Annotated in this window: 13 protein-coding genes; all 13 read left to right on the top strand. The window is 70.5% G+C overall.

Annotation, left to right across the window (positions count from 1 at the left end):
- Positions 1 to 75: 75 nt before the first annotated feature.
- The 13 genes from A9974_RS21430 (at position 76) to A9974_RS21370 (ending at position 24,783) form a co-directional block, all read left to right on the top strand.
- A complete protein-coding gene (locus A9974_RS21430) occupies positions 76 to 777 on the top strand; it encodes an STN domain-containing protein (RefSeq protein WP_183006191.1) in 702 nt (233 codons plus the stop codon).
- Between the two features lie 6 nt (positions 778 to 783).
- On the top strand, positions 784 to 1,326 hold the full coding sequence (locus tag A9974_RS21425; protein WP_183006190.1) for an RNA polymerase sigma factor: 543 nt from the start codon (positions 784 to 786) through the stop codon (positions 1,324 to 1,326).
- 13 nt (positions 1,327 to 1,339) lie between these two features.
- Positions 1,340 to 2,305, top strand: a complete 966-nt coding sequence (locus A9974_RS21420; RefSeq protein ID WP_183006189.1) for a FecR domain-containing protein — start codon at positions 1,340 to 1,342, stop codon at positions 2,303 to 2,305.
- 212 nt (positions 2,306 to 2,517) lie between these two features.
- Positions 2,518 to 15,186: a filamentous haemagglutinin family protein gene (locus A9974_RS21415; protein WP_183006188.1), complete on the top strand. Its 12,669-nt coding sequence runs from the start codon at positions 2,518 to 2,520 to the stop codon at positions 15,184 to 15,186.
- A 319-nt stretch (positions 15,187 to 15,505) separates the two neighbouring features.
- Positions 15,506 to 17,125, top strand: coding sequence for a ShlB/FhaC/HecB family hemolysin secretion/activation protein (locus A9974_RS21410; RefSeq protein WP_183006187.1), 1,620 nt, complete (start codon positions 15,506 to 15,508; stop codon positions 17,123 to 17,125).
- A 37-nt stretch (positions 17,126 to 17,162) separates the two neighbouring features.
- A complete protein-coding gene (locus A9974_RS21405) occupies positions 17,163 to 19,070 on the top strand; it encodes a DUF2341 domain-containing protein (RefSeq protein ID WP_183006186.1) in 1,908 nt (635 codons plus the stop codon).
- 13 nt (positions 19,071 to 19,083) lie between these two features.
- A complete protein-coding gene (locus tag A9974_RS21400) occupies positions 19,084 to 19,503 on the top strand; it encodes a biopolymer transporter ExbD (RefSeq protein ID WP_054417402.1) in 420 nt (139 codons plus the stop codon).
- A 17-nt stretch (positions 19,504 to 19,520) separates the two neighbouring features.
- Positions 19,521 to 20,234 (top strand): TonB C-terminal domain-containing protein, encoded by a 714-nt coding sequence (locus A9974_RS21395; protein ID WP_183006185.1) that lies wholly within the window; start codon positions 19,521 to 19,523, stop codon positions 20,232 to 20,234.
- A gap of 36 nt (positions 20,235 to 20,270) precedes the next feature.
- Positions 20,271 to 21,959, top strand: a complete 1,689-nt coding sequence (locus tag A9974_RS21390) for a putative porin (RefSeq protein WP_183006184.1) — start codon at positions 20,271 to 20,273, stop codon at positions 21,957 to 21,959.
- 10 nt (positions 21,960 to 21,969) lie between these two features.
- A complete protein-coding gene (locus A9974_RS21385; RefSeq protein ID WP_255468278.1) occupies positions 21,970 to 22,677 on the top strand; it encodes a DNA repair protein in 708 nt (235 codons plus the stop codon).
- A gap of 42 nt (positions 22,678 to 22,719) precedes the next feature.
- Positions 22,720 to 23,193: a YbjN domain-containing protein gene (locus tag A9974_RS21380; protein ID WP_183006182.1), complete on the top strand. Its 474-nt coding sequence runs from the start codon at positions 22,720 to 22,722 to the stop codon at positions 23,191 to 23,193.
- Positions 23,194 to 23,294: 101 nt separating this feature from the next.
- Positions 23,295 to 24,368, top strand: coding sequence for a peptidylprolyl isomerase (locus A9974_RS21375; RefSeq protein WP_183006181.1), 1,074 nt, complete (start codon positions 23,295 to 23,297; stop codon positions 24,366 to 24,368).
- 22 nt (positions 24,369 to 24,390) lie between these two features.
- Complete coding sequence (locus tag A9974_RS21370) at positions 24,391 to 24,783, top strand: MbcA/ParS/Xre antitoxin family protein (RefSeq protein ID WP_255468277.1); 393 nt, start codon at positions 24,391 to 24,393, stop codon at positions 24,781 to 24,783.
- Positions 24,784 to 24,788 lie beyond the last annotated feature (5 nt).

Below are 24,788 nucleotides of genomic sequence, written 5' to 3'. Positions count from 1 at the left end.
ACCATGCCGCTTCCGCACTGCGTCCGGTTACCGCCGGCGCGCAGCCGCCACGCCATCTTCCTGAACCGGGGTGTTATGACAGTGACGCAGGCGCCTGGGGCCGCTTGGGCGTTCGCCTGCTGGCTAGCGCTGGGCCTGTCGGTGTTGCCGCCGGCCGCGTGGGCCCAGGGGCGGCCCGCCGAGCCCGGATGGATTCCGTTCGATATCGCGGCGCAGCCGCTGGACAGCGCGCTGGCCGCCTACACCGAGGCCACGGGCCTGGCGGTGCTGGTCACTAGCCGGCTGACGGCCGGCCGCCGGGCCGCGGCGGTGCGCGGCCGGCTGGCGCCGCAGGAAGCGCTGCGGCAATTGCTGGCGGGCACGGGCCTGCAGGCGCGCTTTGCCAGCGCGTCCGCCTTCACGCTGGTCGAGACCGCCGGCGCCGCCGATGGCGCCCGCGCGCCGGCTGCCGCGTCCAATCCAGCGGCGTTGCCGCGCTACGCCGGCATTTTGCAGAACACCGTGACGCGCGCGCTGTGCGCGTGGACGGGCGCGCAGTTCGGCCGTTACCGGGCATCGGTGCAATTATGGATCGGCCGCAATGGCGTGGTGCGCCAGGCCCGGCTGGTGTCGGGCACGGGCGACGCGCGCCGCGATGAGGCGCTGGCCGCGGTGCTATCCGGGCTGGTGATGGACGCGCCGCCGCCCGCCGGCCTGCCGCAGCCCGTGACCCTGGTGCTGTCGCCGCGCCCCGATCCGCAGGCCGATTGCCGCCAAGCCGGCGCGGCCGCAGGCTGACCCGCCATGTCCATGACCGGCGACGCCTTGCGCGACCTGTTCCTGTCCAAGTACCAGGAATTCCGCAAACGCCTGCGCATCCGGCTGGGTTCGGAAGACCTGGCCAACGACGCCATGCAGGAAGCCTGGCTGCGGGTGGACAGCCTGGCCGAGACCGCGCCGGTGGAATATCCGGCGGCCTATCTGTTCAAGATTGCCTCCAACATCGCCGAGGACCAGCGCCGCGCCAATGCCCGCATTCTGTCGATGGACGAGATCGATGAACTGTACGAAATGGCCGACGAGGCCGCGGGGCCCGTCGAGGTGGCAGAAGGCCGCGAGCAGCTTGCCGCGCTGGAGGCGGCGCTGGCCGAACTGCCGCGCCGGCGCCAGGCCATCGTGATCGCGGCCCGGGTGGACGAGGTGCCGCATCGCGAGATTGCCGAGCGTTTCGGCATTTCGATACGCACGGTGGAAAAGGAATTGCGCGCGGGGCTGGAGCACTGCTGCAAGAAATTGGAAAAAAAGTATGTCCAGCGCTACGGTCCCCAGGCCCGGGAAACGTCTTAGGAATATGACCGCCATGTTCAGACGATCTCCCCTTGATGCCGGCCCCTCGGCCAGGCTGCGCCGCGAGGCGCAGGCCTGGGTCGTGCGCCTGGCGTCGGGACAGGCCAGCGTGGCCGATGGCGAGGCGTTCCGGCGCTGGTGCGCCCAGAGCGCGGAGCATGCCCGCGTCTTCAAGGAAACGCGCGGCGCCTGGCAGCAGCTGGCGCCGGTGGCGCGCCAGGCCGCCGCCAGGCAAGCCGACAAGGCGCACCGCGCCCGGGCGGCTTTGCCGGCCCGCCGCGCCTTCCTGGGCGGCGCGGTGGCGGCCGCCTCCGCGTACCTGGCGTTCAAGCCGCCGCTGGGCCTGTGGCCAGCGCTGGACGAGCTGGCGGCGGACGTGCGCAGCGGCACCGGCGAGCAGCGCCAGGTGGCGCTGGCGGGCGATGCCACGGTGCAATTGAATACGCAGACGCGCATCAACCTGTCGCGTAGCGGCGGGGCCGAGCAGATCGATCTGCTGGCCGGCGAGGTCGAACTGAAAACCGCCGGCCAGCCTGTCAGCCTGACGGCGGGCGCGGGCCGCGTGACGGCCACGGCGGGCTGCGTCAACGTGCGCTACACCGACGGGCTGGTCCGCGTGACCTGCCTGGAAGGCAGCGCGCGCGTCGCCATCCGCCACGACACGCTGGACTTGGTGGCCGCGCAGCAGGTGGTGCTGGGCGCCGGCGGCGCCAGCGCGCCGAAGCGGGTCGATGCCGAGCAGGTCACGGCGTGGCGGCGCGGCGTGCTGGAATTCAACAACGTGCCGCTGGCCCAGGTGGTGGACGAGATCAACCGCTACCGGCCCGGCCGCATCGTGCTGGTGGGGCAGCGGCTGGCGGACAGCCTGGTGCAGGCGCGTTTTTCGCTGGACCAGCTGGCCGACGCAGCGCTCTTGATCCGTGACGTGTACGGCGCCCAGGTCACCTCGCTGCCCGGCGGCATCGTGCTGTTGAGTTGAAACGGCGCGGCACGCGTTCGGACCCTGCCGCCCGGCTTTCCTCGCATAAAACATGAAATATGAATTTTTTATGAAAAGGCGCAGTCGATGACGCTTCAGACGGTCTAGGCACCCATGCGCAGAATCGTCCGGTCCTTCGCCTCGCCGCCACTTCCGGCGAGCCGGCCCCGGCGCTGCAGATGCCAGATCCGATTCCAGGAAGGAAAGCCGTCATGTCCAGCCGTTTTCACGCTCGTGTTTCCCACCGTCCGCGCCGCGCCCTCTGGCGCCTGAAACCGTTGTCGCAGGCGGTCGCGCTGCTGCTGGTGGCGGGCAGCTGGAGCGGCGCGGCGCAAGCGCAGCCGCGGGCCTTCAGCTCGGGCTGGTTCGCGGACAAGAACGCGGTGCAGTCGACGGCGCAGCGCACCGGGCGCATGCCCGACGGCAGCCTGGCGGGCATCGGCAACAGCGCGCGCCAGCAGGCCGAGTCGCGCGCGAAGCTGCAGCGTTCGCTGGACAACCTGAACCGCACGGCGGCCGCGGTGGTGGCGCAGCAGGCTGCGCAAGCGGCGGCTCGCGCCGCGGCGGCGGCCAATGGCAGCAGCGTGCCCGATGGCTTGACGCCGGGCGGCTTGTGGGTGGCCGAGGGCGCGCTGGCCAAGTGGGAAGGGGCCAAGGCGCCCCAGCCCGGCACGGAAGGCGGTCGCCAGTTGGTGACGATCGAGCAGACTCAGTCGCGCGCGGTGCTGAACTGGGACACGTTCAACGTGGGCCGCAACACCACGGTGCAGTTCAAGCAGGGCGCGGACGACGCGGTGCTGAACCGGGTAGTGGGCGCGGGGGCCAAGCCCAGCCAGATCCAGGGCGCGATCAAGGCGAACGGCACAGTGCTGGTGGTGAACCAGAACGGCGTGATCTTCACCGGCACCAGCCAGGTAAACGCGCGCAACCTGGTGGTGGCGGCCGCGACCATGACCGATGCGCAATTCCGCGAGCGCGGCATCTATGCCGACGCCGACGCGACCCAGCCTACCTTCAAGGATGCGCTGGGCAAGATCGAGGTGCAGGCCGGCGCGCGCCTGGCGACGGCCGCACCTGGCAGCGCCACGCGCGGCGGCGGCTACGTGCTGCTGGCGGGCAAGGACGTCCACAACGCCGGTGAAATCAGCACGCAGCAAGGCCAGGCGCTGCTGGCCGCGGGCGACAGTTTCATTATCCGGCGCGGCCAGGGGTCGGACAGCAACCAGGCGTCCACCACCCGCGGCAACGAAGTGCAGATCACGGGCCAGGGGCTGGCGCGCAACACCGGCCTGATCCAGGCGCCGCAAGGCGACATCACGCTGACCGGCCAGCGCGTGGAGCAGGCCGGCGTGGCGGTGTCGACGACGTCGGTGGACGCGCGCGGCACCATCCACCTGGACGCGCGCGGCAGCGGCGCGGCGGTGACGCTGCGCGAATCCGCCGTCAGCGCGATTCTGGTGGACGCCAGCCTGACCACGGCCTTGGACGGCCAGCGCGCCAGCCTGCTGCAACCGGCGGTGCCGTCCAACACCGCGCTGATGGCGGGCGATACGTTCCGCCGCGACCTGTCGCTGGTGCAGATCAACAGCCAGGGCAGCGTCGACTTCCAGGGCGGCTCGCTGACGCTGGCTACGGGCGGCCAGGTGGGGGTCAAGGCCGATGGGCGGGCGCTGGTGCAGGATGGCGCGCGCATCGACGTGGGCGGCGCGGTGGGCGTGATCGTGTCGATGGAGTCGAACAATCTCAAGATCAACCTGCAGGGCAACGAGCAGCGCGATGCGCCAGTTAACCGCGACAGCAAGCTGCTGAACAACAGCGATGTCTGGCTGGACCGGCGCGACCTGGTGCGCGTGGCGGCGGGCAAGGGCGGCAACGACGCCGACCGCTGGTACACGGCGGGCGGGTTGCTGGAAGTGGGCGGCTATCTGGGCACGCTGGGCGTGCCGGTAAGTCATTGGCTGGCGCAGGGCGGCGTGGTGCGTTTTGAAGGCGCGGAGGTGGTGACGCGGGCCGGCTCGGCCATCAATCTGTCGGGCGGCACGCTCGATGTGCAGAGCGGCGAGATCCGCCAGAGCTGGCTGCGCGGCGACGACGGCCGCCTGTACCTGGCCGACCGCGCGCCGGGCGATCTGCTCTATTCCGGGCTGTACCGAGGCTACGAGGCGGTGTCGCGGCGCTGGGGCGAGAACGCCACGCGGCGCTTCTACAACCCGCTGATCGCGCCGCCGACCCGCTACGAATCGGGCTATACCGTCGGCCGCGACGCGGGCGCGCTGGTGGTGTCCACCCGCAACGCGGTGCTGGACGGCGACGTCATCAGCGACACCTACCTGGGCGATCGGCAGACGCGCGCGCCGCTGGCCGACCAGGACGGCTACAGCCAGTCGCACCGCAATGCGGCGCGCGCGGCGCAACTGGTGGTGGGCACCTATCTGCCGTTCTTTGACGCCGCTGGCGCGTTCCTGCGCTACCAGTTGGGCGCCACCGGCACGGCCACGGACGTGGCGGTGGGCAAGGGCCTGGCGGACCGTTCCGCCGGTCTGGGCCTGGACGACGCGTTGCCCGCCGACCTGAAGGGCAAGCTGTTCCTGGACGCCGATCGCCTGAACGGTTTCGGCCTGGGCGCGATGCGCATCGCCGCCAGCCGCAAGATCAGCGTGGATGCCGGCTTGCGCAGCGCCGACGGCGGCGAGATCACGCTGTATGCGCCCACCATCGACATCAACGCCGACCTGGTCAGCCGCGGCGGCCTGATCCAGGCCGGCAATACGCTGCGCCAGCCGGGTTCGTCCGGCCGGATCGAGGACGTGGCCTTGGCGCCGGCCGCCGGCGCCAAGGCCGCGCTGCGCGTGGCCGGCGGCGTGGCGCTCGATGCCCGCGGCGTGTGGAGCAATCTGAAGGAAGACCCGGCCGCGCAGCGCGGCCTGGCCGTCATCGATGGCGGACGCGTGCTGTTGCGCGGCACCGGCGACGTGGCGCTGGCGGCGGGCAGCGTGATCGATGTGTCGTCGGGTGCGGCGCTGCTGGCCACCGGCGCGGTGCAGGGCGGACGCGGCGGCAGCGTGACGCTGGAGGCCAACGCGATCAGCACGCAGGCGGAATCGGGCGGCAAGCTGTCGCTGGGCGGCGCGGTGCGCGGTTATGGCGTGAGCGGCGGCGGCACCTTTAGCATCGCCAGCGGCGGCACGCTCGTCCTGGGCGGCCCGGCCGACGGCCTGGCGGCCGATGTGCTGCGGCTGGACCCGGCCCTGTTCCAGACCGGCTTTGCCACCTACGACCTCAACGGGCATGGCGGCCTGCGCGTCGCCGACGGCGCGCAGATCGACCTGGCCATGCCGGTGTTGCGCCTGCGGCGCGAGACGGGCCCCTTGCCGCAGTCGGGCATCGATCCGGCCGAAGCGCTGACGCTGTGGACGCCGCCCGTCTATACCGAAGATGCCAAGCGCGGCAAGCTGACACAACGTGCCGGCGCCAGCCTGAGCCTGCGTTCGGACCGCGCCGGCGCGGGCGGCGCGCTGGTGGTCGGCGAGAACGCCCGGGTGACGGTGGATCCGGGCCAGTCCATCCGCCTGAGCGGCGGCGACCAGATCACGGTGCTGGGCCGCCTGACGGCGCCGGGCGGCCTGATCTCCCTCATGGACACCCGCCTGAATTCGCAGCAGTACTACACCCCGAAGGCCAATGGCCGTTCGGTCTGGGTCGGCGAGCGTGCCGTGCTGGACGTGGCCGGCGACAGCCGCGTTGCAGTGGCCGCTGACGGCCACCGCTATGGCGTGGCGCGCGCCGGCGGCGCTATCCAGATCGGCGGCGCGCTGGACTGGGAGGCCGATGCCTACGCCGCCAACCGCCCGATGGACCGCCATCTGATCCTGCGGCCCGGCTCGCTGTTGGATGCATCGGGCTCGCAGGCCCTGGTGGACCTGCCGGGGCGCGGCGCCACGCTGCTGGCCTACAACGGCGGCAGCATCGTGCTGTCGTCGGCCAACAGCCTGTATCTGGACGGCGGCCTGCGCGCCGCGGCGGGCGGCCCGGGGGCGGCCGGCGGCACGCTGGCCGTGGCGCTGACGCCGGCGTTCTATCTGAGAAGCCTGGCCGACGCCGCGGTGCTGACGCCGCGCGTGCTGGCGCTGACGCAGCAACAGGGCGCGTCCCTGTTGCCCGCCAGCCTGCGTCCGGGCGAACTTGGCGCGGACCTGCGCTATGGCGTCGGCGGCCTGAGCGTGGAGCAGGTCCAGGCCGGCGGCTTCGGCAACCTGGCCCTGTTCGCGTCGGTAAGGGCCGACAGCGGCCTGACGCTGGCCATGCCCCAGAGCCTGCGCCTGTCGGGCCCGCTGATGCTGAGCCAAAATGCCCCCGCGGGCAGCCTGGTGCACCTGTCGGCCCCGTACATGTTCCTGAATCACGCGGCCTATGAGCCGCCGCTGGGGTCCGACAGCGTGGTGCAGGTCGGCGTGGTGACGCCGGACTGGCTCAAGCGCGGACATCGTCTGGTGCTGGACGCCGGCATGATGGACCTGCGCGGCATGCGCGACTTGCGCAGCTTCGATGATGTCCAGGTGAACCTGACCGGCGACCTGCGCCTGACGGGCGTGTCCGTGGGCCAGGACTTCAATGGCAACACGCTGCTGGGCGCGCCCAACCGCCTGACCGTCACCGCGGCCCAGATCTATCCCACCACCGGCGGCGGCGGCGGGATCGCCGCGGGCGAATACTACGGGCAGGGCGGCGGCAGCGCGGTGAAGAATCCGGATGCGGTGCTGACGATCCGGCGCGCCACGGAGGCCATGCCGGATATGCCGTATTCCGCCTTCGGTTCGGTGACGCTGTCGGGACCCAATATCGTCCAGGGCGGCGTGGTGCGCGCGCCACTCGGCTCGATTCTCTTCATGGGACCCGAAGGCGCGCCATCCAGCGTGCGTTTCCTGGCCGGCAGCGTCACATCGATCAGCGGCCAGGGGTTGGTCATGCCTTACGGCGGCACCACCGACGGCATCAAGTACCTGTACGGCGGGCAGGAGATCCGGACCAGCGGCGTGGGGGGCAATGACTTGAACGGCGCGCCCGCCCGCATGATCCAGATCAACATGAAATCCGTCGTGGCCGACGCCGGCTCGCTGCTGGACCTGTCCGGCGGCGGCGAACTGACCGGCGCCGCGTTCGTGCGCGGACGCGGCGGTTCGGTGGACGTGCTCAAGTACGCCATGGCCGACGCCAATCCCGGCTTCGGTTTCAGCAAGTCCGGCAATGCCGTCTATGCCATCGTGCCTGGCTTCGGCGGCGACTATGCGCCGGCCACGAAAGACGCCGCCATGCCTGGGTACGGCCAGCGCGTCACCATCGGCGCCGGCGTGCCGGGCTTGCCGCCCGGCACCTATACGCTGCTGCCCGCCAATTTCGCCCTGCTGCCGGGCGCGTTCCGGGTCGAGGCCGGCGCGCCGGGCGTATTCGACGCCGCGCAGGCCGCGCTGACCCGCGGCGGCTCCTGGGTGACCACGGGCCGGATGACGGCGCCGGGCGTCAGCCCGGGCACCGTGCCCGCCAGTCAACTGCTGGTGACGCCGGGCGACGTGGTGCGCCGCCACGCGCAATACAACGAAACCTCGTACAGCGCCTTTCTGGCGGCGAACGCGGCCCGCAGCGGCACGCCGTTGCCGATGCTGCCGGCCGACGCGGGCATGCTGCGCCTGAAGCTGACACCGGGCGCGGGCCGCGAAGGCACGCCGGCCGTGTCGTTCGGCGGCGTGGCGCGCTTCTCCGCGGCGCCGGGCAGCACCGGCGCGGGCGGCACCCTGGCCGTGGACGTGCGCGGCGGCGGCCTGGAAATTCTGGGGCCGGGGCAGGCGCCGGCCCTGGCCGGCCCTGGCGTGGCGGTCTCCGCCGACGCGCTTAACGCCTTGCTTCCCGCCCGCATGGTGCTGGGCGGCGCGATAGGCGCCTCCGCCAATTCGCCCGGCGCGATCAGCCTGGGCGGCGACTCTCAACGCGTGCTGGTGCGCGGCGGCGCCCGCCTGTACGCGCCGGAGCTCGTGCTGCTCGCGCCCACCAACGGCAGTATTACCGTTGAGCAGGGGGCCGTCCTGTCCACCGTCGGGCGGGGGGCGGCGCCGCAGGACGCACGTGGCGGCTATTACTATTCGGTCCAGTCCAACGGCGCTTTGGTCTTGTCCAATGGGCTGGTCAACTTGCGGCCGCCGGAGCAAGACGGCCGGGTGGCCATCGACATCGGCGCTTGCGCGAGCGTCTGCTCGGGAACCACGCGCCTGGTGTCCGAGGGCACCCTCGGCGCGGCCACCAACGGCGCCTTCACCTTGCGCGACAACGTCGAGTACGGCACGCGCAACCTGATGCTGAGCGTGTCCGGCCTGAACCTGGGCTCGCCGCAGGCGCTGGCGCAGGCCGCCGCGGCGGGACAATTGCCGCCCGGACTGGCGCTGGACCAGGACGCCCTGGCGCGGCTGCTGCGCGGCAATACGGCGTTGGGTGCACCCGGGCTGGAAAGCCTGATCTTCAATGCCGCTGAATCCATCAACGTCTATGGCGCGGTGACGCTGGACACCCGCGCCGCGGCCGGTCCCTCGGCCTTGCGGCGGCTGGTGCTGGGCGCACCGGCCGTGTATGGCTACGGCGCGGCCGGCGATACCGCGCGCATCAGCGCGCCGGAGTTCGTCTGGGCCGGCTCGGTCATGGCCAGCCCGGCCGGCAAAGTGCCGTTGGGCTACGACACGCCGGCCGCGCCGGGCGGCGCGGTGCTGGATCGCCTGGGCGACGGCAGCCTGACGATCGCGGCCGACGTCATCCGCTTCGACTACTCGCCCTACACGGTGCCGGCCTCGCTGGTGCCGGCCAACCGGCTGGCGCTGGGCTTTGCCACGGTCAACCTGGAAGCCGCCCAGATGATCACGGGCGTATCGACCGGCAGCCTGCACGTCTATCACAAGCAGAACGGCTACGCGGCCGGCGAAGGCTGGCGCTACCAGGGCGGCGACCTGATGCTGCGCACGCCGCTGCTGACGGGCGAGGCGGGCGCGACGCTGGCGTTGCGCGCCGGCGGCGCGCTGGCGCTGGCGGGCACCGGCGCCGTGGCCCCGGCCCGCGACGCGCTCGGCGCCACGCTGGATCTGAAGGCGCAGCGCGTCACGCTGGACTCGACCGTGGCACTGCCCTCGGGCAAGCTGATCGTCAAGGCCGACGGCGACATCACGCTGGGGGCGGGCGCGCGCATCGACCTGGCGGGGCGCGCCTTCACGGCATTCGATGCCACGCGTTACAGCTGGGGCGGCGACCTGGACCTGAACAGCGTGACGGGCAATATCGTGCAGGCGGCCGGGTCGGTCATCGACCTGTCGGCGCGCAAGCAGCGCGGCGGCCGCATGCAGGCCGTGGCGCTGGGCGTGACCGGCGGCCGCGTGGCACTGGACGGCACCATTCTGGGCAGCGCCAGCGGCGAGCACGACGCCGGCGGCACGCGCGTGCCCTACGACGGCGCCGAGATCACGCTGCGCGCGCAGACGCTGGCGGATTTCGCGGGCCTGAACCAACGGTTGAACCAGGGCGGCGTCACGGGCGCCCGTCGCTTCCAGCTCAAGCAGGGCGACCTGGTGGTGGGCGACGAGCTGCGGGCGCGTGTGGTCGAGATCAGCGTCGACGGCGGCAGCCTGACCGTCAACGGCCGCATCGACGCCAGCGGCCGGCAGGTGGGCAGCATCCGCCTGGCGGCCCGCGACGACCTGCGCATCAACGGCCTGCTGGACGCGCATGGCGAACGCCTGCGCCTGGACAGCTATGGCAAGGTCATCGACGCCACCAACCGCGCCATCATCGAACTGACCTCGCGCGACGGCACGCTGGCACTGGGCGCCGGCGCGGCCTTCGATCTGCGCGCCGGCACCGACGACCCCGGCCGCCTGGGCGGCCGCCAGCTTGGCACGCTCGACCTGAACGCTCGCCGCCTGGGCGGCGGCGCCGAACGCGGCGCCATTGCCGGGTCGGGCGATGGCGCCAACGACGTGGCCATCAGCATCACGGGCACGCCTCGGATCCTGGGCGCCAAGACTGTCGCCGTGAATGCCTTCCGCCGCTATGACGATGCGCCGTCGGCCGCGCTGCCCGACGTCAGCGGCAAGACGCCGCAATTGATCACGCAGGCCTATCTGGACGGCATCGACGGCGAGAACGTGGCCTATATGAACGCCGCGCTCGGCAATGGCGCGCTGACCGCCAGGCTGGCGGCGCTGGGCCCGTACCACTTGCGACCGGGCGTCGAGATCGTCAGCGCCACGCCCGATGGCAACCTGACGGTGTCGGGTGACATCGACTTGTCCGGCTACCGCTACGGCCCCAACGCCAACCGCACGGTGGCCGCGCTGCGCGGCTACGGCGAGCCCGGCAAGCTGGTGCTGCGCGCCGGCGGCGACCTGGCCATCCACGGCAGCATCAACGACGGTTTCGCGCCGCCGCCCGATACGATTGACGACGGCGGCTGGAAGCTGGTCGAAGGGCGTTTCCTCGGCAATGGCCAGACGCCGTTCGGCGAAGATCTGGTGGTGCCCATCGATGGCGTTCAGCTGGAAGCGGGCACCCTCTTCCCGGCCGGCCGGGCGCTGAACTACGACTTGCCGGCGCAGGCCGCCACGCTGCCGGCCGGCACCGTGCTGCCAATGGCGGCGACGCTGAACGGCCCCTTGGCCCTGCCCGCGGGCCTGGTGCTGACGGGCGACCTGACGCTGGCCGACGGCCGCGTGCTGCGCGCCGGCACGGTGCTGCAGGAAGCCCTGGCAGTGGGCGCCGGCGCCCGCCTGGGTGCGGGCTTCACGCTGCGTAGCGAGGCGGCGTTGCAGGCCTTTACCTGGCCCAAGGACGTGCCCCTGGCGGCGGCCTTGAAGGCCAGCGCGCCGCTGAACCTGGCGCGCGGTTCGCTGATTCCGTCGCAGACGTATATCGAGCTGCCGGGCGATCAACCCATCAACCTGCGCCCGGTGGGCCCGGATGGCAGGCAGGGCCGCAACTGGGCCCTGGCGCCGATGCTGGGCGAAGGCGCCAGCGCCTGGAGCCTGATGGCCGTGGCCGGCGCCGACCTGACGTCGGCCGATATGGCGGCGCGCAAGCCGGACGGCCAGGGGGATATCATTCTGGCCGACACGCACTACGGCAAGCTGGGTTATGGCAGCAAGAGCGTCACCAACGTCTTCATCGGCGAGCGGGTGCTGACGCAGCGCGCCATCGACGAACTGGAACTCGATCAGTCGTTGCTGGGCACGCCCGTCAAGCCCATTGCCGACCAGTACGAGCTGAGCGAGGATAGTTTCTGCAACAGCACGGGCTATTGCGAGGCGGGCAAGCGCAAGCTGACGGCGGCGGGGTCGATCTACTGGTTCGGCGACGAGTCCGGCAAGGGCCGCTACGTGGCGGAGCTGGAAGCCGAGTGGGGCATCTCGGAAGATGAGTTCTGCGGTGAGACCGGCAATTGCGAAGGCGGCGGCCGCACCGAGACCACCACCAAGCGCGACTACCGCTATGGCGACCGCACGCCGCTGTTCAGCGTGTTGCGCACCGGCACTGGCGACCTGTCGCTGCTGGCCGGGCGCGACGTCGGCATGGCGTCGGTATACGGCGTGTACACGGCCGGCACGCCATCGTCGCTGGGGGCGGGGCAGGATGCGCGTTTCAACCTGCCGCGCGGCACTACCGCCGACGATGCCGTGCTGGGCACCATCCAGTACGACGGCAAGTACGACGCGGCACTGGCCGCCTACCGCGCCTGGTATCCGGACCAGGGCGGCAACCTGACCGTGGCGGCGGGCCGCGACATCTATGGCGACGCGTGGGCCAAGACCGCCATGAACGCCCAGCCGTACGGCACGCCGGACGTCGAATATCCCAAGTATCCCAGCGCCGCGCTCAGCAACTGGCTGTGGCGCCAGGGCAGCGTGGGCATGCCGGGCGTGACGGATATCGCCTCGAGCTGGTGGATCAACTTCGGCACGTACGCCGCCAATTCGTCGACTAACGGGGAACAGCCGCGGGTGGTCGGCTTTACCGGCTTCGGCACCCTGGGCGGCGGCAATCTCAGCATCACCGCCGGCCGCGATGCCGGCGTGCGCGACCCGCGCGGCGACGCGCTGCTCAACAACAACATGGCCTCCGGCCGCTCGCAGGCCCTGGTGGCCGTGGTGGCCGGCACCGGCCGGGTGGTCGGCGGCGACCTGGTGCTGACGGGCGGCGGCGACATGGACCTGCGGATCGGCGGCGCGTTCAACCCGAACCTGCGCGCGGTGCAGCAGTCCGACGGCGCCAGCGGCCTGGGCGGCGGCTACGCCGGCAGCATGGAAGACGTCGACCTCAACGGGCTGCTGGTCAACCTGCGCGGCCAGCTGGCCTTGACGGCCGGACGCGTGGGCGGCATCTCGCTGTTCTATGGCGACGGCGCGCAGCTGCGGGCCCCGGACCTGTCCGCGGTGGGCGGCGGGAAACCCTTGGGCGGACCGCGCCTGCTGCTGGGCGATGCCGTGGCGTCGTTCGACACGCGCGGCGACCTGGTGCTGGCCGACGCGCCGGACCCCGGCCGCGTGCGCCAGATCAATACCAGCCCGTATACCCAGGGCAGCCTGGTCAAGGGCGGTGGCGCGGAAAGCTGGTTCACGCTGTGGACGCCGGGCACGGCCATCGACCTGTTCTCGGCGGGCGGTAACGTCACGCCGTTGAGCACCAACAATACGTTCCGGCCCGGTACGGACCTGCTGATCGAGGAGACGACCCGGATTGGCGCGCAGCTGCAGATCAGCTATGTCTATCCGTCCAAGCTTGATGTGACGGCGGCCGGCGGCAATATCATCCTGGCCACCACCACGCGCGAGGCCGACGGCGTCAATCATGTGCTGTTGCTGGCGCCGTCGTCCAGCGGGGCGTTGTCGATGCTGGCGGGCGGCTCGATCTTCGCGGCGGGCGCGCATGCGGTGTCGATGTCGGGCGCGGATACGCCGCTGCCGACACCGTGGCGTCCCGGCTTCATGGCCAGCAATGGCGGCGAGAACAATACCCAGACGCTTTCCAATGCCTCGGTCGAAGGCAACGTGGTCTGGCCGAACTCGCCCAAGCCCCTGTTCGTGTTCGGGCCCAACACCCCGTTGGATGCCTCGCCGCGTCAAGCGGAAGGAGAACTGGCGCGCTTCCATGCCGTGAATGGCGATATCGTCGGCCTGCGCGCAGGCGCCGAGACGCGGCTCGCGCCGCGCAGCCTGCTGGGCCGGCCCCAAACCGTGATGACCTGGTACGAGGCCGCATTGCCGGTCTCGGTGCGGGCAGGGCGCGACATCCTCGGGATGAGCGCGCTGGGGCTGCACAGCAATGCCAGCGATCTGTCGCAAGTGACCGCGGGCCGCGACATCGTGCAGGCCGATCTGAAGGTCGCCGGCCCCGGTACGCTGCTGGTGCAGGCGGGCCGCAACATCCGCCAGGACGACGTGGCCAGCGTCGTCAGCGTGGGCGCCATCGTGCGCGGCGACGCGCGCCCCGGCGCCAGCATTGCCGTGCTGGCGGGCGTCGGCCCGCAGGGGCCGGACTACGCCGGCCTGCTGGCGCGCTACCTGGATCCGGCGCGCGCGCTGGCCGCGGGCCAGACGCTGAGCGCCAATCCGGACCGCGTGGTGCAGTCCTATGCCGGTGAGCTGACGCTGGCCGGCTGGCTGCGCCAGGCGTACGGCTACCAGGGCGACGAATCGGGCGCGCCGGCCGAACTGGCGCAACGCCAGGCGCTGCTGGACGCCGAGGTGGCAGCTGATCCGGCGCGCAAGCGCCGCGACCTGATGCAGGACTATCGCCAGGAAAGCGAACTGCACCTGGTCAACTGGCTGCGCACGCACCATGGCTACGACGGCGGCGAGGACGGCGCGCGCGCCGCGCTGGCTGCGCTGGCAGCCGAGCAGCAGGGCATCTATGCCCGCCAGCTGTACTTCGCCGAACTGCGCAAGGGCGGCCGCGAATACAACGAGCAGGACGGCCCGCGCAGCGGCAGCTACCTGCGAGGCCGCCGCGCGATTGCGGCGCTGTTCCCGCAGACCGACGCCCAGGGCGCGCAGCGCCTGTACCAGGGCGACTTCACTATGTATGGCGGCGCCGGCCTGCGCACGCAGTTCGGCGGCGACATCCAGGTGCTGACGCCGGGCGGCCAGCAGGTGCTGGGCATCGAGGGCGCGGCGCCGCCGGCGTCGTCGGGCGTGGTGACGCAGGGGCAGGGCGACATCCAGCTGTACGCGCTGGGCAGCGTGCTGCTGGGCCAGAGCCGCATCATGACCACCTTCGGCGGCCACATCCAGGCCTGGTCGTCGGAGGGCGACATCAACGCGGGCCGCGGCGCCAAGACCACGGTGATCTACACGCCGCCCAAGCGGGTCTATGACGCCCTGGGCAACATCACCCTGTCGCCGTCGGCCCCGTCCACCGGCGCGGGCATCGCCACGCTGGCGCCGATTGCCGAAGTGCCGGCCGGCGACGTGGACCTGATCGCGCCGCTGGGCACCATCGATGCGGGCGAGGCCGGCATCCGGGTCTCGGGCAACGTCAACGTGGCGGCGCTGCATGTGGTCAACGCGGCCAACATCCAGGTGCAGGGCGACAGCAAGGGGATCCCGGTGACGGCGGTGGTGAACACCGGCGCGCTGGCATCGGCCAGCGCCGCGTCCTCGGCGGCGTCCAGCGCCGCGCAGGACTCGGTGCAGCGCGCCCAGAACCAGGCGCGGCAGAACCAGCCGTCCATCATCAGCGTGCAGATCCTGGGCTTTGGCGACGAGCCGGCCGCGCCCGCGCCGGCGCAACCGCGCGCCGCGGCGCCGGCCTACCGGCCCGATGGCGTGGTGCAGGTGCAAGGCGTGGATGGCGGCGGTTGATGCGCCGTGTGAACCGGCGGCCGAAATACTGGCCGCCGTGTCACGCGGGCGTCACATAGGCGGCAGGTGAAAAGCGCATCAGGGCCCGGCAAAAACCGGGCCCTGATGCTTTCTGGCACCGCTTTTCCCCGGGCCGGCGCTGTTTCATGAAATTTTTCTTACAACGCGCAGTCCGCGCCGTGCCGGAACGTCTAGTAACAAGCAGAAGCTGTAGACGCGGGTATGCGGGCAGAAAACCGTAACGGGATTGTCGCAAGCGCACTGCACGGTAGCGGCCGGTGCCAGACCGGTTATCACACAAGGAACTGAGTGCATCGCTATGCATGATTTCGAGAGCAGGGTCGGCGCGCTGCGCGCCATGATGCGCCGGGCGCCGGGGGCGATGGTGCTGGCGCTGGCCGCGGGCGCGGCATGGGCGCAGCCGGCGCCGGCCGCGGACAGCAACGCGCGCCGCGTCAACATCAACGAATACATCGTGCGCGGCAACACCGTGCTGGACGCGCGCGACATCGAAAAGGCCGTCTACCCTTACCTGGGGCCGGACCGCACGCTGGCCGACATCGAGTCGGCGCGCGAAGCGCTGCAGACCATCTACCAGGAACGCGGCTACCAGTCCGTGTACGTCGACCTGCCCGAGCAGCAGGTGGCCGACGGCATCGTGTTCCTGCAGGTCGCCGAGACCAAGGTGGGCCGGGTGCGCGTGGTGGGCGCCAAACACTATTCGCCGCTGACCATCCGCGACGAGGTGCCCGCGCTGCAGGAAGGCGCCGTGCCCAATTTCAACCAGGCCCAGGCCCAGCTGACCGACCTGAACAAGGGCGCCAGCCGCCAGGTCGTGCCGCTGGTCAAGGAAGGCCGCGTGCCCGGCACCATGGACGTGGATCTGAAGGTCGAGGACAAAAACCCCTGGCACGCCAGCCTGGGCCTGAACAACGACTACAGCGCCGACACGACGCGGCTGCGCAGCACGGCCTCGCTGGGCTACGACAACCTGTGGCAGCTAGGCCACTCGGTCAGCCTGACCTTCTTTACCGCGCCGCAGGAAACCGACAACGCCAAGGTCTGGTCCGGCTCGTATTCGATGCCGCTGGACAAGCAGTGGAGCCTGCAGTTCACCGGCTACAAGAGCGACAGCAACGTCGCCACCATCGGCGGCACCAACGTGTTGGGCAAGGGCTACTCGTTCGGCATGAGCGCCATCTACACGCTGGCGCCGCAGGGCGACTGGTACAACTCGCTGTCCGTCGGGCTGGACTACAAGAAGTTCGACGAGACCACGCGCTTCGGCAACAACGAAGACCGCATCCCGCTCAAGTACGTGCCGTTCACCTTCTCGTACAACGGCTACCGCTATTCCGAAGCGTCGCAAAGCAGTGTGGGCCTGTCGGTCGTGGGCGCGACCCGTTCGTTCTTCGGCATGGGCAGCGACTGGAAGGAATTCGACGACAAGCGCTATCGCGCCAGCCCCAGCTTCGCGCTGCTGCGCGGTGACGGCACCCACACGCAGAACCTGTTCGGCGACTGGCAACTGGGCCTGCGCGCCGGCTTCCAGCTGTCGTCGGGCGCGCTGGTGTCCAACGAACAGTTCTCGGCCGGCGGCAGCACCAGCGTGCGCGGCTACCTGGCCGCCGAACGCACCGGCGACGACGGCTTCCTGGGCTCGGTCGAATGGCGCACGCCGTCGCTGGCCCGCTGGCTGGGCAGCAATGTCAATGAATGGCGCTTCTATGCGTTTGCCGACGCCGCCACGCTGCGCCTGCGCGACCCCTTGCCCGAGCAGGATTCCAGCTATTCGCTGGCCAGCGTCGGCCTGGGCACGCGCCTGCAGGTGCTGGACTGGCTGTCCGGCGCGCTGGACTGGGGCTATCCGCTCAAGGACGGCCCCAACACCAAGAAACACGATCCCCGACTGAACTTCAGCGTACGCGCCAGCTTCTGAGCGCGCGCGAAACCGTATTTACCCCGGAGTCTTGACCATGCAACGCTTATTGATGCTCCTGCTGACCGTGCTGGCCGGCGTATTGCCGTCCGCCGCCCATGCCTGGTGGCAGCCCGACTGGCAGTACCGCAAGCAGATCACCGTCGACAGCACGCCGCAGGGCGCGCCGCTGGGCGGCGCCGCCGGCCGCACGCCGCTCCTGGTGCGCCTGCATACCGGCAATTTCTCGTTCGATGGCATCAACGAGAAGGGCGCCGACATCCGCTTCGTGGCGGGCGACGACCAGACCGTGCTGAACCACCAGCTGGAAGCCTTCGACCCGCTGCTGGGCATGGCGCTGGTGTGGGTGGACCTGCCCGAGCTGGCCGACGGTCAGCGCCAGGACATCTGGATGTACTACGGCAACCAGAAGGCCCCGGCGTCCGCCAACGGCCAACTGACGTTCGACCCCAACTACACGCTGGTCTATCACTTCGACGGCGCCGCCGGCGCTCCGCCGCGCGACACCACCGGCAACAGCAATAACGCGCAGACGCCGATGGCCGCCGCCGTTGACGGCGTGATCGGCCGTGCCGCGCAGTTCGCGGGCGGCGCGCCGCTGATGCTGCCGGCCAGCCCGTCGCTGGCCGTGCCCGCCGCAGGCGCCTTTACCTTCAGCGCCTGGGTGCGCGCCGACCAGCCGGCCGGCGAACAGCTGGTGTATGCCCGCCGCGACGCCGGCAACGCCCTGCTGATCGGCATCAACCAGGGCGTGCCCTTCGTGGAAGTGAACGGCCAGCGCAGCCAGCCCGGCCAGTCGCTGACGCCCGCCGCCTGGCAGCACCTGGCCGTCACGGCCGACGGCAGCCGCGTCACGCTGTATGTGAACGGCCGCGCCACCGCGTCGGTGGCCGCCAGCCTGCCGCCGCTGAACACGCCCGCCGCCCTGGGCGGCGACGTGCCGGCCCCGGCCGTGGCCGCCGCGCCTGCCGCCGCTGAAGGCGCCGCCACCCCGGCAGCCGATGCCGCGCCGGTTGCCGCGCCCCACGTCTACGCGCCGTTCGTCGGCGCGATCGACGAAGTGCGCCTGTCCCGCGTGGCCCGTCCGGCCGCGCTGATCCTGGCCGACGCGCTGTCGCAAGGCTCGGAATCCCGCCTGGTTGTCTACGGCACCGACGAAGAGCAATCGGGCTTCGGCTTCGGCGGCCTGGGCTTTTTGCTCAAGGCCGTGCCGATCGACGCCTGGGTCATCATCGCCATCCTGGTGCTGATGATGGTGCAGTCGTGGATCATCATGATCAAGAAGAGCCGCAACGTGGCCCGCGTGGCGCGCGCCAACGAGCAGTTCCGCGAATCCTTCGCCAAGGTCGGACAGCGCCTGGAGCTGCTGGCCGACGACAAGGCCCTGGCCACCCGCCTGGAGCACGCCTCGCTGTGGCGTCTGTACCGCGTGGCCATCAATGAAATCCGCACCCGCCGCGAGCAGGGCGCCGACACCAGCGCGATCTCGGCCGCCACCATCGAGGCCATCCGCGCCTCGCTGGATGCCGTGCGCACCAAGGAAAACCAGCTGCTGGGCGCCAAGCTCGGCGTGCTGTCCAACGCCATCGCCGGCGGCCCCTACATCGGGCTGCTGGGCACGGTGCTGGGCATCATGGTGGTGTTCCTGGGCACCGCCATGGCCGGCGACGTGAACATCAACGCCATCGCCCCGGGCATGGCCGCCGCGCTGCTGGCCACCGCCATGGGCCTGTTCGTCGCCATCCCCGCCCTGTTTGGCTACAACCGCCTGGTGTCGCGCAACAAGGAAGTCAGCGCCGACATGCGCGTGTTCGTCGATGAATTCGTGACGCGCCTGGCCGAAGTGCACGGCGAGACCCAGGCCCAGGAAGCCGCCCATCACAGCGCCGCGCGCGCGCCCGCCGCCCGGCCCGCCGTGCGCGAGCCGCAGCCCGCCGAAGCGTAAGGAGACGACCCCCATGGCTTCCGTATCCGCTTCCCAGGACGATGATGATGACGCGCCCGTCGACGGCATCAACATCACGCCGCTGGTCGATGTGCTGATGGTCGTGCTGGTCATGTTCATCCTGACCGCCACCGCGCAGATCGCCGGCATCAAGGTGAACCTGCCCAAGGCCAGTTCGTCCATCGCGCTGTCGCAGCCCAAGACGAAGGCGATTTCCGTCAACGACGCCGGCCAGGTCTTCCTGGACGCTTACCCGGTCACCCTGCCCGAGCTGGAAGACCGGCTGCGCACGGAGAAAGCGCTGAACCCCGATTTTCCGGTGATCGTGCGCGGCGACGCCGCCGTGCAGTACCAGAAGGTCGTGGAAGTGCTGGATCTGCTGCGCCGTCTGGAACTGGCCCAGGTCGGGCTGGTCACCGGCAAGCCGAAATAGGGGCCGAGGCTACCGCCATGCCGCAACACGCATCCGATACCTCGCGCTCCCCGCACCCCGCGCTTCGCTGGCTCAAGCTGGCGGCCGTGGCGGTGGTGTTGATCGCGGCCGCCTACGCGCTGTGGCGCTGGGCCAATGACATGGCCGGTGTGCGCCGCGACGCGCCCAAGGTCACCGCGATCATCCCGCTGCCGCCGCCGCCGCCACCGCCGCCCGAACCGGAGAAGCCGCCGGAGCCCGAGCCGCCCAAGGAAGAGCCCGTGGCCACGCCCGAACCCGAGCCGCAGCCCACGCCCGAGCCGCCCAAGCCGCAGGACGAGGCGCCGCCGCGCCCGGCCGACGACCTGTCCAACCCGATGCAGATCGACGGCGACGCCCAGGCGGGCAGCGACGCGTTCAACATCGGCGCTGGCCAGGGCAAGGGCATGGCGGGCGGCGGGGGCGGCCGCGCCGGCAACGCCACCTATAGCCAGTACCTCGCCTACGCGCTGCAGAAGATCCTGCGCGAAGACGAACGCACGCGCAATCTGACCTTCCGCCTGCAAGCCAACATCTGGCTCACGGCCAGCGGCCAGATCACGCGGGTGGAACTGACCCGTTCCAGCGGCGATGCCGATGTCGACGCCCGGGTGGTGGCGGCGCTACGCGCGGTGCCGGGCCTGGATGAACGTCCGCCGGCCTCGGCCAGCATGCCCATCCGCGCATCGCTGACCGGCCGCCGCCCCTCCTGAAGTGCTGAATTGAACCGATCCTGGAGTGCCAAGAGAATGAAGTTCCAACTGAACCGGTTGGCGGCAACGCTGGCCCTGGCGGGCGCCGCCGCGCTGCCGGCCCACGCCGCGCCCGCCCCGTCCGAAAACGCCACCATCAACCTGATCCGCCTGCTGGTGCAGCAGGGCGTGCTCAAGGCGGACCAGGCCGAGGCCCTGGTGGCCCAGGCCGAGGCCGAAGCGAAGGCCGCGCGCACCGCGCCGCAGGACCGTGGCGCTGCCGCGGCCCAGCCCGGCGACGTGCGCGTGCCGTACATCCCGCAGACCGTGCGCGACCAGATCCGCGACGAGGTCAAGGCCGAAGTCATGGTGCAGGCCAAGGAAGAAAACTGGGCCCAGCCCAACACCTTCCCCGACTGGGTGTCGCGCATCACTATCGACGGCGACGTGCGCGTGCGCGACGAATCGCGTCTGTACTCGGGCAGCAACAGCAATGAAATCGTCGATTTCGCCAAGCTGAACGCGAAGGGTCCGTACGACCTGAACCGCAATACCAACAACAACTACCCGCCCATGCTGAACACGCGCGAAGACCGCCGCAATCAGCTGCGCATTCGCGCCCGCCTGGGCGTGAAGGCCGAGATATCCGAGTCCTGGTCGGCCGGCATCCGCCTGGCCACCGGCAGCGACGACAGCCCGGTGTCCACGTCGCAGACGCTGGGCGGCGGCATGGGCAAGAAGGACATCTGGCTGGACCAGGCCTACCTGACCTACCGCCCCGCCAAGTGGGCCACGGTGACGGGCGGGCGCATCGCCAACCCGTTCGAGTCCACCGACATGCTGTTTTCCAACGACCTGAACTTCGACGGCGTCGCCGCGATCTTCAAGCAGCCGCTGGAAGGCCGCGACGTCACGCTGTTCGGCACCCTGGGCGCGTTCTCGACCGAATACGGCTCGAACGGCTGGAACTCGTCGTCGTTCTCCGAAGGCAAGAGCGAAGACAAGTGGCTGCTGGCCGCGCAAGCCGGCGCCGACTGGAAGATCAACCCGCAGAACAGCCTGCGCGGCGCGCTGGCTTACTACCACTTCGACAACATCGCCGGCAAGCGGTCCAGCGCCTGCTCGCCGTGGGCAGGCCAGGAAAACTGCGACACCGACTGGTCGCGTCCGGCCTTCATGCAGAAGGGCAACACGCTGTTCCTGCTGCGCAATATCACGTCCAACCCGCTGGATCCGGCCAACACGCCGCAGCCGCAGTACGTGGGCCTGGCGTCCAAGTTCGACCTGCTGGACCTGAACCTGCGCTGGGACACCCGGGTGCTCAACGGCCTGGGCCTGCGCGTGAACGCCAACTACATCCGCAACCTGGCCTACAGCAAGAGCAAGATGATGAGCCGTTCGCAAGGCAACATCGTCAACAACTTCGGCGACAACGGCGACGTGGAAAGCGGTCCCAACGCCTGGATGCTGCAGGCCACGCTGGGCCGTTCGTTCGACCTGAAGGAAAAGGGCGATTGGCTGGCGTTCGTGGGCTACAAGTACATCCAGCCCGATGCGCTGCCCGACGCCTTCAACGACTCGTCGTTCCATCAGGGCGGCACCAATGCCCGCGGTTACTACATCGGCGGCAGCTACGCCTTCGACAAGAACGTGTACGGCGTCCTGCGCTGGATGAGCACCCGCGAAATCTACGGCGCGCCGCTGTCCATCGACACGATGCAGTTCGAGATCAACGCCAGGTTCTGAGGCCATGGACATGCACATCGTATGGGATGAATCGCGCCAGCCCCGGGCGTTCGGGCAGGGCAGGCGGCTGGCCGCCGCCGTCGCCCTGTGCGCGGCGGGCTTGAGCCTGACCGGCGCCGCGCAAGCCGAAACCATGGAAGAGCGCCTGCGCGCCCAGTTGCGCAGCACCACCCAGCAACTGCAGCAGCTGCAAAGCGAGCAGGCCCAGGTCAACGCCGCCAAGGCCGCGGCCGAGGCCCAGTTGGGCGCCGCCCAGAAAGAGCTGGAGGCGCTGCGCGGCCAGCTGTCCAAGGCCAAGGGCCAGGCCGACAAGCTGGCCGAGCAGCAGGGCGCCGTCATGGAAAGCGCGCAGGCGCAGGTGGCGGCCAGCCATGCCCAGCTGGGCAAGTTCAAGGGCGCCTACGACGAGCTGCTGGCGTTGTCGCGCGCCAAGGAAACCGAGCGCGTGGCGCTGGCCAGGACCCTGGCGCAGCGCGACGAGCAGGTCAAGACCTGCGTGGCCAAGAACCGCGAGATGTACGAGGCCGGCAAGGAAATCCTGAACGCCTACGAACGCATCAGCACGGGCGGCATCCTGGCCATCAAGCAGCCCTTTGCCGGCGGCGCGCGGGTCAAGTTCGAGGAACAGGCGCAGGCATACGGCGACAAGCTGTACGACGCGCAGGTTTCCGCCGCCGCGCCCGCGGCCGGGGCTGCGGCCTCGGCCGCCCAGCCCTGATTATCAAGACCTGTCTTTATTTCTTCATCTAGGAAAACTGTAATGACCGACTCCAGCCTGATTCTCGACGTCAACGCCGAACGCCTGCAGGAACTGCTGCAATCCGCGGGCTACCGCGTCACCGTGTCCGAGCAGAACGGCATGGTGCAGCTGCTCAGCGCCAGCCAGGGCGTGGGCTTTGCCGTGCGCCTGGGCAACCCTTCGGCCGAGGCCGGCAGTTACCTGGACTACACGCTCAGCTGCGCGCTGCGCGTGCAGGGCGAGCTGCCCGTTGGCCTGGCCGAGCGCTGGAACGTGGAAAAGCGCTTTGCCCGCCTGACGGTGCAGGGTGCCTTCCTGGTGCTGGAACTGGACGTGATCCTGGCCGGCGGCGTGTCCGAGAACTACCTGCGCGCCACCGCCGAACTGTGGGACCGCCTGCTGCAGGAATTCCTGCTGTTCCTGCGCGCCAATGCCACGGGCCAGGCCGATGCCGGGCAAGAGCAGGAAGAAGCCGCCGTCGAGGCGGCGAACTGATCCATCCGCCGGGCCGGCGCCTGGCGGCGGGGGCGTAAACGTCTCCCACCCCGGTCGCCGTTCCCGGTGAATGGCGCATTCAAGCAAGCGAGGTTTCGACCATGACTATTCTTTCCGATAAGCCCACCCGGCTGCGCGTGACCGCCGCCGTGCTGTTGATCGCGGTGCTGGCCGGCGCCGTGGCGCTGATGCGCGGCAGCCCCGCGCAAAGCAGCGAATCCCAGCCCGCCAAGGTGGCCGCGGCTGACCCCGCCAAGCCGGCGGCGGCATCCGCCAAGCCCGGCGCCCAACCTGCCGCCGCGCCGTCCCAGGCGCCCGCCGTGGCCACGCTGGGCGGCGTGCAGGTGGACCGCGACGAACTGGTGCGCCAGTTGCAGGCCATGCCGCCCGACGCCCGCGCCCAGCTCCAGGGCAACCGCGCCGGGCTGGACCAGTGGCTGCGCGCGCGCCTGGCGGAAAAGGCGCTGGTCGAGCAGGCCCGCGCCCAGGGCTGGCAAGACCGCCCCGAGCTCAAGCGCGCCTTCCAGGCCGCGCAGGAGCGCATCGTGCTACAGACCTATCTGGAATCGGTCAGCCGCGCCCCGGACGGCTACCCGGCCGAAGCCGACCTGCAGGCCGCCTACGAGCGCGCCAAGCCGCAACTGGCGCAGCCGGCCCTGTACCGGGTCAGCCAGATCTTCCTGCCGGCGGCGCTGGGCGACAACGACGCGATCGCCAACGCGCGCAAGCAGGCGCAGGACTTGGTCAAGCGGGCCCAGGCTCCCAAGGCCGATTTCGCCGCGCTGGCCAAGACCTATTCGCAGGACAGCACCACCCGCGCCCAGGGCGGCGACATCGGCTACGTGCCGCTGGCGCAGCTGACGCCGGAAATGCGTCCGGCGATCGAGCAGCTCAAAGCGGGCGAGGTCTCGGCGCCGGTGCAATCGGCGGCGGGTTTCCACATCCTGAAGCTGGTCGATCTGCGCGCCGCTGGCGTCACGCCGTTCGAGCAGGTCAAGGAAGAATTGCGCGCCGCGCTGCGGACCCAACGCCAGGAGTTGGCGGCACGGGCTTACCTGGAGGGGTTGCTGAATGCAGGAACCGTCAGCATTGATGGCGCGGCCCTCAATGCCGCCTTCGAGCAAAGCGCGGCCGCCGCGCAAACCCAGCCCGCCCTCGCGGCCCGCGCGCCCTGACCCGGGTGTGGTCGCCGCGGCGTTGGACGCGCGGCTTGGCCAGGCCCTGGGCCAGGCGGGGCCGCCGGCCAGCCTGCAGTGCGCGCCGGCGTTGTTGCAGTCGCTGCGCACCACCTTCGCCGGCGAGCTGCTGCACTGGCTGGCGCTGGTGCCGCAGGTCGACGCCGGCCGGTCGCGCGATCCGCTGCGCGACCACAGCCTGGACCTGGGCGATCTGCGCGTGCTGTACCGCGCGCTGCGGGTGGCCTGGCTGGCCGAGCTGGTGTTCGGCGGTGCGGAAGGTGCTCGGCGCTGGCTGTGCAGCCCCAAGCGCCGGCTGCACGGCCGGGTGCCGATGCTGCTGTGCCAGCATGGGCGCTACGCCGCCATGATCGAGCAATGGCTGATCAACATCGACGAAGGAAACGGCCCGTGACCGCG

It is taken from the genome of Achromobacter sp. UMC71 (genome assembly GCF_014170305.1).
Classification (GTDB): domain Bacteria; phylum Pseudomonadota; class Gammaproteobacteria; order Burkholderiales; family Burkholderiaceae_B; genus Achromobacter.
Note: the sequence above shows the minus strand (reverse complement) of the source record. Positions and strands in the feature narration are given on the sequence as shown.

Coding starts and splice junctions, on each gene's coding strand:
- A9974_RS21430 (WP_183006191.1), top strand. CDS start 76: ATGACAGTGACGCAGGCGCCTGGGGCCGCTTGGGCGTTCGCCTGCTGG.
- A9974_RS21425 (WP_183006190.1), top strand. CDS start 784: ATGTCCATGACCGGCGACGCCTTGCGCGACCTGTTCCTGTCCAAGTAC.
- A9974_RS21420 (WP_183006189.1), top strand. CDS start 1,340: ATGTTCAGACGATCTCCCCTTGATGCCGGCCCCTCGGCCAGGCTGCGC.
- A9974_RS21415 (WP_183006188.1), top strand. CDS start 2,518: ATGTCCAGCCGTTTTCACGCTCGTGTTTCCCACCGTCCGCGCCGCGCC.
- A9974_RS21410 (WP_183006187.1), top strand. CDS start 15,506: ATGCATGATTTCGAGAGCAGGGTCGGCGCGCTGCGCGCCATGATGCGC.
- A9974_RS21405 (WP_183006186.1), top strand. CDS start 17,163: ATGCAACGCTTATTGATGCTCCTGCTGACCGTGCTGGCCGGCGTATTG.
- A9974_RS21400 (WP_054417402.1), top strand. CDS start 19,084: ATGGCTTCCGTATCCGCTTCCCAGGACGATGATGATGACGCGCCCGTC.
- A9974_RS21395 (WP_183006185.1), top strand. CDS start 19,521: ATGCCGCAACACGCATCCGATACCTCGCGCTCCCCGCACCCCGCGCTT.
- A9974_RS21390 (WP_183006184.1), top strand. CDS start 20,271: ATGAAGTTCCAACTGAACCGGTTGGCGGCAACGCTGGCCCTGGCGGGC.
- A9974_RS21385 (WP_255468278.1), top strand. CDS start 21,970: ATGCACATCGTATGGGATGAATCGCGCCAGCCCCGGGCGTTCGGGCAG.
- A9974_RS21380 (WP_183006182.1), top strand. CDS start 22,720: ATGACCGACTCCAGCCTGATTCTCGACGTCAACGCCGAACGCCTGCAG.
- A9974_RS21375 (WP_183006181.1), top strand. CDS start 23,295: ATGACTATTCTTTCCGATAAGCCCACCCGGCTGCGCGTGACCGCCGCC.